Source organism: Rhodovulum sp. BSW8 (assembly GCF_003314725.1).
Taxonomy (GTDB): Bacteria; Pseudomonadota; Alphaproteobacteria; order Rhodobacterales; family Rhodobacteraceae; genus Rhodovulum; species Rhodovulum visakhapatnamense.
The window spans coordinates 54,659-69,009 of the sequence record NZ_QNVX01000044.1 but is presented as its reverse complement, the minus strand read 5'-3'; the positions used below and the strand labels follow the sequence as shown (position 1 = coordinate 69,009).

Genomic DNA, 14,351 nt, shown 5'->3' with positions numbered 1-14,351 from the left:
CGGTGCAGGACAAGGGCCGCATCCTCGCACAGGCCGAACGGCTGCATGTGTTCTTCCGGGGCGCGGGGGCCGAGCCGGTTCAGACCGCGATCCTGCAACCGGCCGAGACCCTGCTCGACCTTTATGGCGAGGACATCCGGGCGCGGGCCTATGTGACCTCGGACGCGCTGCGGGGCGAACAGATGCTGCGCCCCGATTTCACCGTGCCGGTGGTGCAGATGCATATGGACAGCGCCGCCGACCCGGCCCGCTACACCTATTGCGGCGAGGTGTTCCGGCGGCAGGAACGCGACCCGTCCCGGCCCAACGAATATATCCAGGTCGGCTACGAGCTTTTCGGCGGCGACAGCCCGGCCGAGGCCGATGCCGAGGTGTTTGCGCTGTTTTCCGAGGCGCTCTCGCCGCTCGACCTGCGGGCCGCGACCGGCGATATCGGGCTGATCCTTGCCGCCGTCGACGGGCTTTCCACGACCGACAAGCGCAAGGCGGCGCTGCGTCGGCATGTCTGGCGGCCGCGCCGGTTCCGCGCGCTTCTGGAACGGTTCGCGGGGCGCATCCCGCTGCCCGAAAGCCGCAAGCGCCTGCTGGCCGAGATCGAGGCGCATGGGGTCGAGGCGGTGCTGAAGGCGGCCGCGCCGGAAATCGGGCTGCGCTCGCGCGCCGATGTGGCCCACAGGCTGCATGCGCTGGTGCAGGACGCGGCCGAGCCGCCGGTTTCGACCGGCGAGACTGAACTTCTGGAGGATCTGTTGTCGATCCGCGAGACCTCGGTCCATGCGCTGGCGCATCTGCGCGACATTGCGGTCGACCTCAAGACCATCGGTCCCGCGGTCGACCGGATGCAGGCGAGGCTCGACGCGCTGGCGGGGCAGGGGATCGACGTCGATCTGCTGGATTTCGAGGCGAGCTATGGCCGGACCACGATGGAATATTACGACGGCTTCGTCTTCGGCTTCTACGCCGAGCGCAAGCCGGGGCTGCCGCCGGTCGCCACGGGCGGGCGCTATGACGCGCTGACCCGCATTCTGGGGCGCGGCCGCGAGGTGCCCGCGGTCGGCGGCGTGGTCCGGCCCGAACTGGTGCTGTCGCTGACGGAGGCGCTGGCATGACGCTGAAACTCGGGGTGCCGTCCAAGGGGCGGCTGATGGAAAAGACCTTCGACTGGTTCGCCGAGCGCGGCATTGCCATCGCCCGCACCGGGTCCGAGCGCGAATATTCGGGGGCGGTCGAGGGTGTCGACGGGATCGAGCTGGTGCTGCTCTCGGCGGGCGAGATCCCGCGCGAGCTGGCTTCGGGGCGCATCCATCTGGGCGTGACCGGGTCCGATCTTGTGCAGGAGCGGATTGCCGACTGGGAACACCGCGTGCTGGCGCTTGAACCCATGGGCTTCGGCTTTGCCGATCTGATCATCGCGGTGCCGCGCTGCTGGGCCGATGTCGACACGCTCGACGATCTCGACGCGGCGGCGGCGGCCTTCCGTGCGGCCCATGGACACCGGCTGCGGATCGCGACCAAGTATCACCGCCTGGTGCGGGTCTTCCTGCGCGATGCGGGGGTGGCCGACTATCAGCTGGTCGACAGCCAGGGCGCGACCGAGGGCACGGTCAAGAACCTGACCGCCGAGGCCATCGCCGACATCACCTCGACCGGAGAGACGCTGCGCGCCAACCACCTGAAAATTCTGTCCGACGGGCTGATCCACCGCAGCCAGGCGACGCTTTTCAAGTCGCGCTCGGCCGATTACAGCGACGCGGACCGCGTGAACCTGCGCGACCTGCTGGACCGTCTGGGGCTGGGAGGCTGACCTTCGGGCGGGCGGGTCCCGGTGCCATTCGACCGTGCTTCTGACGCCGTTTCGGGTGTCACGTGCGGCGCATGGATTTGCCGCCGCTCCTCCGGCCTGCGCACCGGTTTCGGTAGTCCCGCTCCCGGGGCCGATCGGATAGCCTGACAGACTTGTGGCGGGTGAAGGGCCACAGCGGGCCTCAGGGGGCCGCCATAGCCGTCGCCCCCGATCCTTTGGTCAAGACAAGAACAACGGACCCTCTGAAGGCCTGCAAGCGGCCAACGCGCATCAGGCCTGCAGCAGAAGACGTGTCGGACAAACCCGTCCTGACGACCGGGCGGCAGGGCATCCGCACGGTTCCGCTCGACCGGCGGCCGCACGTTGTCTGCGAACCATCGCGCCGGGCGGGTCCGTCCAGAACGCCTTCGGCAGGCGTCTGGACGGCAGGCTCAGAGCGCGGGATAGATCGGGAAGCGGGCGCAGAGCGTCGCGACCTCGGCCTTGACCCGGGCCTCGACCTCAGCGTTACCCTCTTCGCCATTGGCGGCGAGCCCGTCCACGACCTCGGTGATCCAGCGGCCGATCTGGGCGAATTCCTCCTCGCCGAAGCCGCGGGTCGTTCCGGCGGGGCTGCCCAGACGGATGCCGCTGGTGATCGTGGGCTTTTCGGTGTCGAAGGGGATGCCGTTCTTGTTGCAGGTGATATGGGCGCGGCCAAGGGCCTTTTCGGTGGCGTTGCCCTTCACACCCTTGGGCCGCAGGTCGACCAGCAGCACGTGGCTGTCGGTGCCGTTCGTCACAAGGCTGAGCCCGCCCTCGACCAGCGTCGCGCCAAGAGCCTTGGCGTTCTTGATGACCTGGTCCTGATAGACCTTGAACTCGGGGCGCAGCGCCTCGCCGAAGGCCACGGCCTTGCCCGCGATCACATGCATCAGCGGCCCGCCCTGGATGCCCGGGAAGATGGCCGAGTTGAACTTCTTGGCCAGCGCCTCGTCATTCGTCAGGATCATGCCGCCGCGCGGCCCGCGCAGGGTCTTGTGTGTCGTGGTGGTGGCGACATGGGCATGCGGGAAGGGCGAGGGATACAGGCCCGCCGCCACCAGACCCGCGAAATGGGCCATGTCGACCATGAGATAAGCCCCCACGCTGTCGGCAATCTCGCGGAAACGCTTGAAGTCGATGATGCGCGGAATGGCCGAGCCGCCGGCGATGATCAGCTTGGGCTTGTGCTCATTGGCCAGCGCCGCGATCTGGTCGTAGTCGATCTCGAGATCGCTTTCGCGCACGCCGTACTGGACGGCGTTGAACCATTTGCCCGACTGGTTCGGGGCGGCGCCATGGGTCAGGTGGCCGCCCGCATCGAGGCTCATGCCGAGGATGGTGTCGCCGGGTTTCAAAAGCGCGGTGAAGACGCCCTGGTTGGCCTGGCTGCCCGAGTTCGGCTGGACATTGGCGAAGGCCACGTCGAACAGCTTGCAGGCGCGTTCGATCGCCAGGGTCTCGGCTATGTCGACGAACTGGCAGCCGCCGTAATAGCGCTTGCCGGGGTAGCCTTCGGCATATTTGTTGGTCATCACCGAGCCTTGGGCCTCCATCACGGCGCGGCTGACGATGTTCTCCGAGGCGATCAGCTCGATCTCGTCGCGCTGGCGGCCAAGCTCCAGGCCGATGGCCTTGGCGATTTCGGGGTCGCGGGTGGCAAGGTCGTCTTGGAAAAAGCCACTGTCTTGGTGATGGGCATTCATCTTGGGTCTCCTCGAAACAGCCTGGGCCGGATGACGGTGGTTCTATCGGAAGGCCGGGCATCGCAAAAGCCCGTTTTGGCCGGGGCCGGGGTCCGGCGCGGGGCGGAGCCGGGCCTTGTGTTTCCGATCGGCGCGCGCAATGACTTGGCCGGAAACGCGCGAAGGACAGGGACATGGCCGGCAGGACGAGGATCGCCTTTCTGGCAAGCGAAACGGCGAGCGCCGAGGGCGCGCTGGACCGGCTGACCGCGCGTTACGGCCAGACCGCGCCGGAGGCGGCCGAGGTGATCGTGGCGCTGGGCGGCGACGGCTTCATGCTGCAGACGCTGCATGCGACGCAGGCGCATGACCTGCCCGTCTATGGCATGAATTGCGGCACCATCGGCTTTCTGATGAACGAGTTTCAGGAGGATTGTCTGATCGAGCGGCTGGAGGCGGCCGCCGAAGAGATCCTCAACCCGCTCAGACTGAGGGCGACCCGGCCGGACGGGGCGGTGGTGGAGGCGCTGGCGATCAACGAGGTCAGCCTTCTGCGCGCGGGACCCCAGGCGGCCAAGCTTAGGATTTCGGTCGATGGCAAGGTGCGGCTCGAGGAACTGGTCTGCGACGGTGCTCTGGTGGCGACCCCGGCGGGCTCGACGGCCTACAACTATTCGGCCCACGGTCCGATCCTGCCGATCGGATCGGATGTGCTGGCCCTGACGGCGGTCGCACCCTATCGGCCGCGGCGCTGGCGTGGCGCGTTGCTGCCCAAGCGGGCGACAGTGAAGATCGAAGTTCTGCAACCGGCCAAGCGCCCGGTCATGGCCGAGGGCGACAGCCGTGGGGCGGGGGTGGTCAGCATGGTCGAGATCCGGTCGGAATCGGCCATTGCGCACCGGATCCTGTTCGATCCGGGCCACGGGCTCGAAGAGCGGCTGATCCGCGAACAGTTTCTTTAGAACCCGGCGGCCGGGGCAGGCGCGATTTTTCTGCGAAAAATCGGGGGCGCGGACCGGTCAGCCGACCTGGTCCTTGCGCGCCCAAGCCTCGCGTTTTCGGTAAAGCGTCGAGGGCGACACGTCGAGCACCTTGGCCGCGCGCGGCAACGAGCCGCCTTCCCGTGCGATGGTGCCTTCGATCACCACTTGCTCGATCTCGGCCAGCGTACGGCCGATCAGGTCTTCGACCTGGACCGGCGGCGTCGTACTGCCGGTCGTCGGCTGCGGGCTGAAACCCGGCCCCGCCAGACGCCCGCGCTCTTGCTGCAGCGCGATCGGCAACATGTCGAGCGTGACCTCGGGGCCCTGGTTCAGCACCACCGCATGGCGCAGCACGTTCAGCAACTGACGCACGTTGCCGGGCCAGGGCAGGCGCCGGAACAGGTCCGCGACGTCGGGCGCGAGCCTGTCGAAGCTGCGCTCCTCCTCGGCCGAAAGCTTCTCGAGTGCGGCCTGGGCGATCTCGACGACGTCCTCGCCGCGATCGCGCAGCGGCGGCAGGTGGATCGGCACCACGTGCAGGCGGTAGTAGAGATCCTCGCGGAACCGGCCGAGCTTGACCTCCTCGAGCGGATCGCGGTTCGTCGCGCAGACGATCCGGACATTGACCTTGCGCGGATGCGAGGCGCCGATCGGCTGCACCGTCGAGGTCTGCAGGAAGCGCAGGAGCTTGGTCTGCAGCCCCATGTCCATTTCGCAGATCTCGTCGAGGAAGAGCGTCCCGCCGTCGGCGACCGCCGCCGCGCCAGGCTTGTCGGCCAGCGCCCCGGTGAAGGCGCCCTTGAGATGGCCGAAGACCTCGGATTCCAGAAGATCGCGCGGGATTGCGGCGCAGTTGAGCGGCACGAAGGGGCCGTCGGCCCGCGCCGAGGCGGCATGCACGGCTTGCGCGCAGATCTCCTTGCCGGTGCCGCTTTCGCCGGTGATGAAGACCGTGGCCTTGGACCTGCCGACCGAGGCGATCCGGTCGTAGACCGCCACCATCTGCGGCGAACTGCCGACAAAGCCCGTCGGCGGTTCCGGGGTTGTCCGGACCGGCGGGGCGGGGGTCGGCGGTTCGCGGACCGCGCCGCGTTCGGCCAGCGCGGTTTCGACCGCATGCAGGAAGCGCTGTTCGTTGAAGGGCTTGAGCAGAAATTCATAGGCGCCGGCCCGCATCGCCTCGACCGCGCGATTGATCGAGCCGTTGGCGGTGACCACGATCACCCGGGTTTCCGGCGCGAGGGACAAAAATTCCTGCAACAACTCCTGCCCCGGACGATCGGGCAGCATCAGGTCCAGCAGCACGACCGGCGGCTTGAGTTCGCGGAACGCCGCCAGCCCCTCTTCCGCGGTCGAGGCCGAGACCACCTTGTAACCGGCATTGCGCAGCACCGTCTCGTAAATCATCTGCAGAGACGGTGTGTCCTCGATCATCAGAAGCGGGGGAACACTCATGCGCCTGCCTTGCTGTAACGGCTGTCGAATTCGGCCCGGAGCGCGGTGCAGAGGTCATCGATGCTGGTGATTGTGCCTGGGCAGAGCCGCGCGATCTCGGCCTCGTCGGGCAGGCGTGCGGCGGCATTGAGGTTTTCGGCCATCGCCTGCAGGGCGCCATTGCCGACTGCGCCCGCCAGCGAGATCAGCACATGGGTTTGCGACCGCAGCTTGGCCCGGTCGCCCTGAGCGAGGGCCTCGGTCAGACCGGCGCGCACGGTTTCGAGATCGTCCCGCATCCGGGTCAGAAGCTCGCGCCCGTCCTCGGGCCCCGCCAGCGCCAGCAACCGGTCGAGATGCAGCGCGTCGAAGGGCGTGACGTCATGGGACGGAACCAGCATGCAGCCGCAGGGCCGCTTGCGCAACACCCGCAGGATGGCTTCGCCGAACGAGTCGAGGCTGAGGATCGGCTTGGCGAGGATCCCGTCGGCGCCGGCGGCATAGATCTGGTCGCGATTGGCCGACAGCACGAAGGCCGTCACCGCCAGCACCGCGGTGCCGGGCCCGTCGCCTTCGGACGTGCGCAGGCGCCGGATCACGTCGATGCCCGACAGGCGCGGCATTTCGATGTCGATCAGCGCGATGTCGAAGCGGCGCGCGGCCAGAAGCTCGGCCGCGGCCTGGCCGTCCTTGACCAGCGTGCAGCGCGCGCCAAGGGTTTCCAGCATCTGCCGCATCAGAAGCTGGTTCGTGGGGTTGTCCTCGGCCAACAGCACGTCGCAGCGGGACAGATCGGGCAGGTCATGCAGATCGCCCGGCGCATGCACCCCCGGCGCCCAGGCGCCGCGCGGCAGGATGACCGAGACCTCGGCCCCGCCATCGGCCAGGTTCACGACCTGAAGCTGACCGCGCACGCGCCGTGCCAGATCGCGCACGATATGAAGCCCCAGCCCGGTGCCGGGGCGGCTGCTTTCGACCGGCCGTCCGGCGAATTCGAAAAGCCGTGCCAGCGCCGCCTCGGAAAAGCCGGGGCCGGCATCGCGCACCCGCAGGCACAGCGATTCCTGCGGCCCCATATGAACCCGCAGCCGCACCGTTCCTGCCTGGGAATACTTCATCGCATTGCCGATCACGTTCGCCAGTATCCGTTCCAGCGCGGCGGGGTCGGTTCCGACAATGCCGGGCAGGTCGCCATCGGCGTCGAGTGCGAAGGTCAGCCCGTGCTCGTCGGCATGGGCGCGCCAGCGGCTGGCGATCCGGTCGAGGAACGGGTGCAACTGGGTGTGGACCGGCACCTCGGCCCGGTCGACCTCGTCGCCCGACATCAGTGCGACGGTTTCATCGGTCAGCCGGGCAAGCTGTTCGGCCGCGCTTTGGACGCGCTTGAGCTGCAACCGGGAATCGGCGTCGAGCGGACCCAGCTCTGCCAGCGCCAGCCCGCCGAGAATATCCGAGATTGCAGCCCGCATGTCATGGCCCAGCATGGCCGCGCGTTTCTGTGCCCCGCGCCCGGCAAAACTCGGCTCTGCGAGCATGCCCCGACCGGTCGGGCCGAAGTCCTCGTCCCCGCCGACAGTCCCACTGGCGGTGCGTTCCGGGATCGGCAACATCACTACACTCGCATGGGTTGCATTTTCATCTTACTATCGCGCCTGCGGCCAAGCACCAACCTGTCTATTCGTCAGGTCCGGCCAGGATCGGGAAAAAAAGTGCCTAAAAGGTAAAAAAAACGCGAGCCGACGCAAGATTGTCTCTGCGTCGGCTCTAATCCAGGTGCTTTTTCAGTCCGGGACCCGACGCCGGGGCCCGCGGACCGCCTCTCAGGCCGCCTGCGGGTAACCCAGCCGCTTCACCGCATCGGCGATCTCGTCGAGGATCGCCGGGTCGTCGATGGTCGCGGGCATCTTGAAGTCCAGCCCGTCGGCGATCTTGGCCATGGTCCCGCGCAGGATCTTGCCCGAGCGGGTCTTGGGCAGCCGGTCGACGACGCAGGCGAGCTTGAAGGCCGCGACCGGCCCGATCTGGTCGCGCACCAGTCTCACGCATTCGCGGACGATCTCGCCATGGTCGCGGCCGCAGCCCGCGTTGAGGCACACGAAGCCCATCGGCAGTTGCCCCTTCAGCTCGTCGGCGACGCCGATCACCGCGCATTCGGCGACATCCGGGTGGCTCGCCAGCACTTCCTCCATGGCGCCGGTCGACAGCCGGTGGCCCGCGACGTTGATGACGTCATCGGTCCGCGCCATGATGTAAAGATAGCCGTCCTCGTCCTTGTAGCCTGCATCGCCGGTCTCGTAGTAGCCGGGGAAGTGGCTGAGATAGGATTTCTCGAACCGCTCGGGGGCGTTCCACAGCGTTGGCAGCGTACCCGGAGGCAGCGGCAGCTTGATCGCGATGGCGCCCAGCGTGTTCGCGCCGACTTCGTGGCCGCCCTCGTCGAGGATATGCACGTCATAGCCCGGCATCGGCACCGAGGGCGAGCCGATCTTGACCGGCAGCTTCTCGATCCCCAGCGGGTTGCCCGCGATGGCCCAGCCGGTTTCGGTCTGCCACCAGTGGTCGATCACCGGGACGCCCAGCATGCGCTGCGCCCATTTGATGGTGTCCGGATCGGCGCGTTCGCCCGCGAGATACAGCGCCTTCAGCCCGGTCAGGTCGTATTTGTTGACATATTCGCCGTTCGGGTCCTCGCGCTTGATGGCGCGGAAGGCGGTCGGCGCGGTGAAGAAGCTTTTCACCTTGTGTTCCGAGATCACCCGCCAGAACACGCCCGCATCGGGCGTACCCACGGGCTTGCCCTCGAAGACGATGGTGGTGTTGCCGTGGATCAGCGGCGCATAGCAGATATAGCTGTGCCCCACGACCCAGCCCACGTCCGAGGCCGCCCAGAACACGTCGCCCGGCTCGAGGTTGTAGATGTTCTTCATCGTCCAGTTCAGCGCCACCAGATGGCCGCCGGTCGGACGGACCACGCCCTTGGGCTGGCCGGTGGTGCCAGAGGTATAAAGGATATAGGCGGGGTGGTTGCCCTCGACCGGCACGCATTCCGCGGGCTGAACGCCGTACTGGAAGCCGTGCCAGTTGACGTCGCGGCCCTCGGTCAGCTGCGCCACTTCCTGTTCGCGCTGGTAGATCACGCAGAATTCGGGCTTGTGGGTGGCCTGGTCGATGGCGCCGTCCAGCAGAGGCTTGTAATGCACCAGACGGCCCGGCTCGATCCCGCAGGAGGCAGCCATGATGCATTTCGGCTTGGCGTCGTCGATCCGGACGGCCAGTTCGTGCGCGGCGAAGCCGCCGAACACCACCGAATGGACCGCGCCCAGACGCGCGCAGGCCAGCATCGCTTCCAGCGCCTCGACGATCATCGGCATGTAGATGATGACCCGGTCGCCCTTGGTCACGCCCTTGTCGCGCAGCGCCCCCGCCAGCGTCGCCACGCGGTTGCGCAGTTCCACATAGGTGATCTCGCGCTTGGTATGGGTGATCGGGCTGTCATAGATGATCGCGACCTGTTCGCCGCGGCCCTGTTCCACATGACGGTCGACCGCGTTCCAGCAGGTGTTGACCATGCCGTCGCTGAACCATTCGTAATGGGGCGCATTCTCGTCGAACAGCGCCTTGGAGGGTTTTTCCACCCAGTCGATCGCCTCCGCGGCTTCCATCCAGAAGCCGTTGGGGTCCGCCTTCCAGCGTTCGTAGACCTCGGCATATGACATGACTTTCCTTCCCTCCGCGTAACTGGCGCAATTCTGTTACGCAGGGAGTTGAAGTTGCGCAAGATAGAAACTCCATCTCAAATGAATGTTAGCGCAATCGCCCGCCCGCCGCGCCAATTCGTCGCGATTTCGGGTGGGCTTGCATCGGCCGCACCGGCGCCGCAGATTGTCCGGGAAACGGGAGGACCCCATGCCGCTACTGACCGCTGCCCGCGCGGTGCGCGAAAACGCCTATGCCCCCTATTCGAACTTCAAGGTCGGGGCGGCGATCCTGGGGGCGGACGGGCAGGTCTATACCGGCTGCAATGTCGAGAACGCGGCCTATCCCGAAGGGACCTGCGCCGAGGCCGGTGCGATTGCCGCGATGGTGGCTGCGGGCTGCCGCGAGATCCGCGAGGTGGCGGTGATTGCCGACAGCCCCGATCCGGTGCCGCCTTGCGGCGGCTGTCGCCAGAAGCTGGCCGAGTTCGCCGGGCCCGAGGTCAGGGTGACGCTGGCCACGACCGGCGGCGCCACCCGGGTCGCAACCCTGGCCGACCTGCTGCCCGGGGCCTTCACGCCCGCCCATATGGACAACTGACATGGATGCCCGCAGCATCATCGCGCGGGTTCGCGATGACGAGGCCCTGACCGACGCGGACCTGCTCTGGTTCGCCGAGGGCCTCGCCACCGGCGCCGTGACCGATGCCCAGGCGGGCGCCTTTGCCATGGCGGTTCTGCTGAACGGGTTGACCGCACCCGAGAGGGTCGGGCTGACGCGGGCGATGCGCGACAGCGGCAAGGTGCTCGACTGGGACCTGCCGGGGCCGGTGCTCGACAAGCATTCGACGGGCGGCATCGGCGATTGCGTGTCGCTGGCGCTGGCGCCCGCGCTCGCCGCCTGCGGCGCCTTCGTGCCGATGATCTCGGGGCGCGGGCTCGGTCATACCGGCGGCACGCTCGACAAGCTCGAATCGATCCCCGGCTATCGCAGCGAGGTGTCGGTCGCGGATCTCAGGGCGATCACGGCGCAGGTTGGCTGCGCCATCGTCGGCGCCTCGGGCGACATCGCCCCCGCAGACCGGCGGCTTTACGCGATCCGCGATGTCTCGGGCACGGTCGAGAGCATCGACCTGATCACCGCCTCGATCCTGTCCAAGAAACTGGCTGCCGGGCTCGAGGCGCTGGTTCTCGACGTCAAGGTCGGGTCGGGCGCCTTCATGAAGGACATGGAAGAGGCCGAGGATCTGGCCCGCGCGCTGGTTGCGACGGCGCAGGGGGCGGGCTGCATGACGGCCGCGCTGATCACCGACATGTCCCAGCCGCTGGTCGGCGCCGCGGGCAATGCGCTTGAGGTGATCGAGGTGATGGAGACCCTGACCGGCACGGGTGTCACGCCTGCGCTCTGGGATCTGACCTGCGCGCTGGGCGGCGAGGTACTGGCGCTGGGCGGTCTGGCCGATGATGCGGCCGACGGCGCGCTGAGGATCGCGAATGCGCTGGAATCGGGCGAGGCCGCGCTCAAGTTCGGCGAGATGGTGGCCGAGCTTGGCGGCCCGGCCGATTTCGTCGAGCGCTGGCCCGACCGGCTGCCGGCCGCGCCGGTGCTTTGCGAGATCACGGCGCCCGAGGGCGGCATCGTTCAGGCGATCGACGGCGAGGCGCTGGGCCTTGCGGTGGTGGCGCTTGGCGGCGGGCGGCGGCGCGAGGGCGACCGGATCAACCCGGCGGTCGGGCTGGCCGAGATGGCGGCGCTGGGCGACCGGATCGCGCCGGGCGAGCCGCTGGCCATTGTCCACGCGGCCAGCGACACCGATGCCGACGCGGTTGCGGCGCGGGTGCGGGCGGCCTTCCGCCTGGGCGACACCGCACCCGAGATCCCGCCGCTGGTGCAGCGGAGGGTTCTGCGATGAGCCGGGCCTTCCTCGTGGTGATGGATTCCGTCGGCTGCGGCGGGGCGCCCGATGCCGACGGGTTTTTCAACGAGGACCGGCCCGATACCGGCGCGAACACACTTGTCCATATCGCACAGGCCTGTGCCGAGGGCCGCGCCGATACCGGGCGTTCCGGGCCTTTGAAATTGCACAATCTCGACAATCTGGGTCTGGGGGCCGCCAGTCGTCTGGCCTCGGGGCGGACTGCGCCGGGGCTTGGGGCCGCGCCGCAGGGGCTGTGGGGCGCCGCGACCGAGGTGTCGCGCGGCAAGGATACGCCCTCGGGGCATTGGGAACTGGCCGGGGTGCCGGTGCCCTGGGACTGGACCTATTTCCCGCGAGAGCTTCCCGCCTTCCCCGAGGATCTGCTGGCCGAGATCCGCCAGATCGCGGGCACCGACGGCACGCTGGGCAATTGCCATGCCTCGGGCACCGAGATCGTCGAGCGGCTCGGCGCCGAACATCTGCGGACCGGCTGGCCGATCCTTTACACCTCGGCCGACAGCGTCTTTCAGATCGCGGCGCATGAAGAGGCCTTTGGGCTCGACCGGCTTTATGCGCTTTGCGCGGGCATCGCGCCGCGGCTTCATGCGATGCGCATCGGCCGGGTCATCGCGCGGCCCTTCACCGGCAGCGCCGAAACCGGCTTTGTGCGGACGCCCCGCCGGCACGACTATGCCATGACTCCGCCCGCGCCGACGCTTTGCGACTGGGTTCAGGGGGCCGGGCGGCGGGTGCAGGCCATCGGCAAGATTGGTGACATCTTCTCGATGCGTGGCATCGACGAGGTCCGCACCGGCCCCGATGCCGAGCTGATGACCCATTGGGCCGACCTGATGGACGAGGCGCCCGAGGGCAGCCTGACCTTCGCCAATTTCGTCGAGTTCGACAGCCTTTACGGCCACCGCCGCGACGTCGCGGGCTATGCCCGGGCGCTGGAATGGTTCGACGCGGCGCTGCCGCCCGTTCTGGCGCGGATGCGGCCCGGCGATCTGGTGCTGATCACCGCCGATCATGGCAACGATCCGACCTGGACCGGCACCGACCATACCCGCGAACGGGTGCCGGTCATCGGCGCCGGGGGCGGGCCACGGGCGGCCGGTCTTTGCGCCTTTGCCGATATCGGCGCCAGCGTGGCGGCGCATCTCGGCGTTCCCTCCCAAGGCCCCGGACGGAGTTTCCTGTGACCGACCTGCCCAAGATCGAATTGCATCACCATCTGGAAGGCGCCGCGCCCCCGGCCTTGATCCGCGACTTGGCCCGGGCGCATAACTTGGACATTTCCCGCATTTTCGATGCCGAGGGCGCCTATTATTACGCGGATTTCTTGCAGTTTCTCGATATCTACGAAACCGCCTGTTCGACCCTGAAAACGCCCGAGGACTATGCCCGCCTGACCGCGGCCGTGCTGGAAGAGACGGCGGCCGAAGGCGTGATCTACCTTGAAACCTTCCTGTCGCCAGACTTTTGCGGCGGCTGCGATCTGTCGGCCTGGGTCGAGCATCTCGAGGCGATCCGCGAGGCGTCGGAGCGCGCCGAGGGCGATGGCATCCTGCTGCGCGCCACCGTCACCTGTATCCGCCATCTTGGTCCCGACCGCGCCCGCGAGGCCGCGCGCTGTGCGGCCGAGACAGCGGGCGATTTCGTCGTGGGCTTCGGCATGGCGGGGGACGAGAGCCGCGGGCGGCTGCGCGACTTCGCCTATGCCTTCGACATGGCGCGCGAGGCCGGTCTTGGGCTGACGGTCCATGCCGGCGAATGGAGCGGCCCGGCCTCGGTGCGCGAGGCGCTGTCGGATCTTCGGGTCGACCGCATCGGCCATGGCGTGCGCGCCATCGAGGACCCGGGGCTGGTCGAGCATCTGGCCGAGACGGGGACGGTGCTGGAGGTCTGCCCGGGGTCCAACGTGGCGCTGGGGCTTTACCCGTCGCTGGCGGCCCATCCGATCGACCGGCTGAGGCGCGCGGGCGTCAAGCTGACCGTTTCGACCGACGATCCGCCCTTCTTCCACACAACGATGCGGCGCGAATATGCCCGGCTGGCCGAAACCTTCGGCTGGGAGGACAGCGATTTTGCCGCGATGAACCGGGTGGCCCTTGACGCCGCCTTCTGCGATGCGGAAACCCGCGCAAAGCTCAAGACCCGCCTGGAGGCCGCCGATGTATGACCATCTGACCGTTGTCACCCACCCGCTGGTGCAGCACAAGCTGACGCTGATGCGCGACAAGAACACCTCGACCGCCGGGTTCCGGCAGCTGCTGCGCGAGATCAGCCAGCTCTTGGCCTACGAGATCACCCGCGAGCTGGAAATGACCACCCGCCGGATCGAAACCCCGCTCTGCACGATGGACGCGCCGGTTCTGGAGGGCAAGAAGCTGGTGCTGGTCTCGATCCTGCGGGCGGGCAACGGGTTGCTGGACGGTGTGCTGGAGCTGGTGCCCTCGGCCCGGGTCGGCTTTGTCGGGCTTTACCGCGACGAGACCACGCTGGAGCCGGTGCAGTATTATTTCAAGGTGCCGCAGGATTTGAAGGACCGGCTGGTGATCGTGGTCGACCCGATGCTGGCCACCGGCAATTCCTCGGCCGCGGCGGTCGAGCTTTTGAAAAAGGCCGGCGCCAACGACATCCGCTTCATGTGTCTTCTGGCCGCGCCCGAGGGCGTCGCCCGGATGAAGGAGGCGCATCCCGATGTGCCGATCGTCACCGCCTCGATCGACGAACGGCTGAACGAGCAGGGCTATATCATGCCCGGGCTCGGCGATGCGGGCGACCGGATGTTCGGCACGCGGTAGCGG

Annotated in this window: 12 protein-coding genes; 8 read left to right on the top strand and 4 right to left on the bottom strand. The window is 67.8% G+C overall.

Annotated features, from left to right (window positions below; genetic code table 11):
* The first annotated feature begins 2 nt into the window (after positions 1-2).
* Together DSD19_RS16345 and hisG are read left to right on the top strand one after the other, a co-directional pair.
* On the top strand, positions 3-1,109 hold the full coding sequence (locus DSD19_RS16345) for an ATP phosphoribosyltransferase regulatory subunit (protein WP_113670372.1): 1,107 nt from the start codon (positions 3-5) through the stop codon (positions 1,107-1,109).
* Positions 1,106-1,804 (top strand): ATP phosphoribosyltransferase, encoded by a 699-nt coding sequence (gene hisG / locus DSD19_RS16340; RefSeq protein WP_113670371.1) that lies wholly within the window; start codon positions 1,106-1,108, stop codon positions 1,802-1,804. Before DSD19_RS16345 ends, hisG begins: the two co-directional genes overlap by 4 nt.
* Before the next feature lie 431 nt (positions 1,805-2,235).
* On the opposite strand, the gene glyA is transcribed toward hisG, so the two are convergent.
* Positions 2,236-3,531, bottom strand: coding sequence for a serine hydroxymethyltransferase (glyA, locus tag DSD19_RS16335; protein WP_113670370.1), 1,296 nt, complete (start codon positions 3,529-3,531; stop codon positions 2,236-2,238).
* 173 nt (positions 3,532-3,704) lie between these two features.
* On the opposite strand from glyA, the gene DSD19_RS16330 reads away from it, so the two are divergent.
* Positions 3,705-4,472: an NAD kinase gene (locus DSD19_RS16330; protein WP_113670369.1), complete on the top strand. Its 768-nt coding sequence runs from the start codon at positions 3,705-3,707 to the stop codon at positions 4,470-4,472.
* Positions 4,473-4,529: 57 nt separating this feature from the next.
* Here DSD19_RS16330 and DSD19_RS16325 read toward each other — a convergent pair whose 3' ends face one another.
* From DSD19_RS16325 to prpE, 3 genes are all read right to left on the bottom strand, one after another.
* Entirely contained in the window at positions 4,530-5,948 is a 1,419-nt protein-coding gene (locus DSD19_RS16325) for a sigma-54 dependent transcriptional regulator (RefSeq protein ID WP_113670368.1), read from the bottom strand.
* Positions 5,945-7,462 (bottom strand): response regulator, encoded by a 1,518-nt coding sequence (locus DSD19_RS16320; protein WP_165828158.1) that lies wholly within the window; start codon positions 7,460-7,462, stop codon positions 5,945-5,947. The genes DSD19_RS16325 and DSD19_RS16320 overlap by 4 nt, the downstream gene beginning before the upstream one ends.
* Before the next feature lie 285 nt (positions 7,463-7,747).
* Positions 7,748-9,643 carry a propionate-CoA ligase PrpE gene (gene prpE, locus DSD19_RS16315; RefSeq protein WP_075786618.1) on the bottom strand — a complete coding sequence of 632 codons (1,896 nt, stop codon included), beginning with the start codon at positions 9,641-9,643 and terminating at the stop codon, positions 7,748-7,750.
* A gap of 190 nt (positions 9,644-9,833) precedes the next feature.
* Here prpE and DSD19_RS16310 point away from each other — a divergent pair, with 190 nt between their 5' ends.
* The 5 genes from DSD19_RS16310 to upp are packed head-to-tail and all read left to right on the top strand — an operon-like array spanning position 9,834 to position 14,348.
* Positions 9,834-10,223, top strand: a complete 390-nt coding sequence (locus DSD19_RS16310; protein WP_075786617.1) for a cytidine deaminase — start codon at positions 9,834-9,836, stop codon at positions 10,221-10,223.
* Between the two features lies 1 nt (position 10,224).
* Positions 10,225-11,535, top strand: coding sequence for a thymidine phosphorylase (locus tag DSD19_RS16305; protein WP_075786616.1), 1,311 nt, complete (start codon positions 10,225-10,227; stop codon positions 11,533-11,535).
* Positions 11,532-12,743 (top strand): phosphopentomutase, encoded by a 1,212-nt coding sequence (locus tag DSD19_RS16300; protein WP_113670367.1) that lies wholly within the window; start codon positions 11,532-11,534, stop codon positions 12,741-12,743. The genes DSD19_RS16305 and DSD19_RS16300 overlap by 4 nt, the downstream gene beginning before the upstream one ends.
* Positions 12,740-13,723, top strand: coding sequence for an adenosine deaminase (locus DSD19_RS16295; protein WP_113670366.1), 984 nt, complete (start codon positions 12,740-12,742; stop codon positions 13,721-13,723). Before DSD19_RS16300 ends, DSD19_RS16295 begins: the two co-directional genes overlap by 4 nt.
* The gene (upp, locus tag DSD19_RS16290; protein WP_113670365.1) at positions 13,716-14,348 is read left to right on the top strand and encodes a uracil phosphoribosyltransferase; all 633 of its coding nucleotides are present in this window, start codon (positions 13,716-13,718) and stop codon (positions 14,346-14,348) included. The genes DSD19_RS16295 and upp overlap by 8 nt, the downstream gene beginning before the upstream one ends.
* The last annotated feature ends 3 nt before the right edge of the window (positions 14,349-14,351 follow it).

Bases quoted from the DNA above. Each gene is read 5' to 3' on its own strand.
- hisG (WP_113670371.1), top strand. From the start codon at position 1,106: ATGACGCTGAAACTCGGGGTGCCGTCCAAGGGGCGGCTGATGGAAAAG.
- glyA (WP_113670370.1), bottom strand. From the start codon at position 3,531: ATGAATGCCCATCACCAAGACAGTGGCTTTTTCCAAGACGACCTTGCC.
- DSD19_RS16330 (WP_113670369.1), top strand. From the start codon at position 3,705: ATGGCCGGCAGGACGAGGATCGCCTTTCTGGCAAGCGAAACGGCGAGC.
- DSD19_RS16325 (WP_113670368.1), bottom strand. From the start codon at position 5,948: ATGAGTGTTCCCCCGCTTCTGATGATCGAGGACACACCGTCTCTGCAG.
- DSD19_RS16320 (WP_165828158.1), bottom strand. From the start codon at position 7,462: ATGCTCGCAGAGCCGAGTTTTGCCGGGCGCGGGGCACAGAAACGCGCG.
- prpE (WP_075786618.1), bottom strand. From the start codon at position 9,643: ATGTCATATGCCGAGGTCTACGAACGCTGGAAGGCGGACCCCAACGGC.
- DSD19_RS16310 (WP_075786617.1), top strand. From the start codon at position 9,834: ATGCCGCTACTGACCGCTGCCCGCGCGGTGCGCGAAAACGCCTATGCC.
- DSD19_RS16305 (WP_075786616.1), top strand. From the start codon at position 10,225: ATGGATGCCCGCAGCATCATCGCGCGGGTTCGCGATGACGAGGCCCTG.
- DSD19_RS16300 (WP_113670367.1), top strand. From the start codon at position 11,532: ATGAGCCGGGCCTTCCTCGTGGTGATGGATTCCGTCGGCTGCGGCGGG.
- upp (WP_113670365.1), top strand. From the start codon at position 13,716: ATGTATGACCATCTGACCGTTGTCACCCACCCGCTGGTGCAGCACAAG.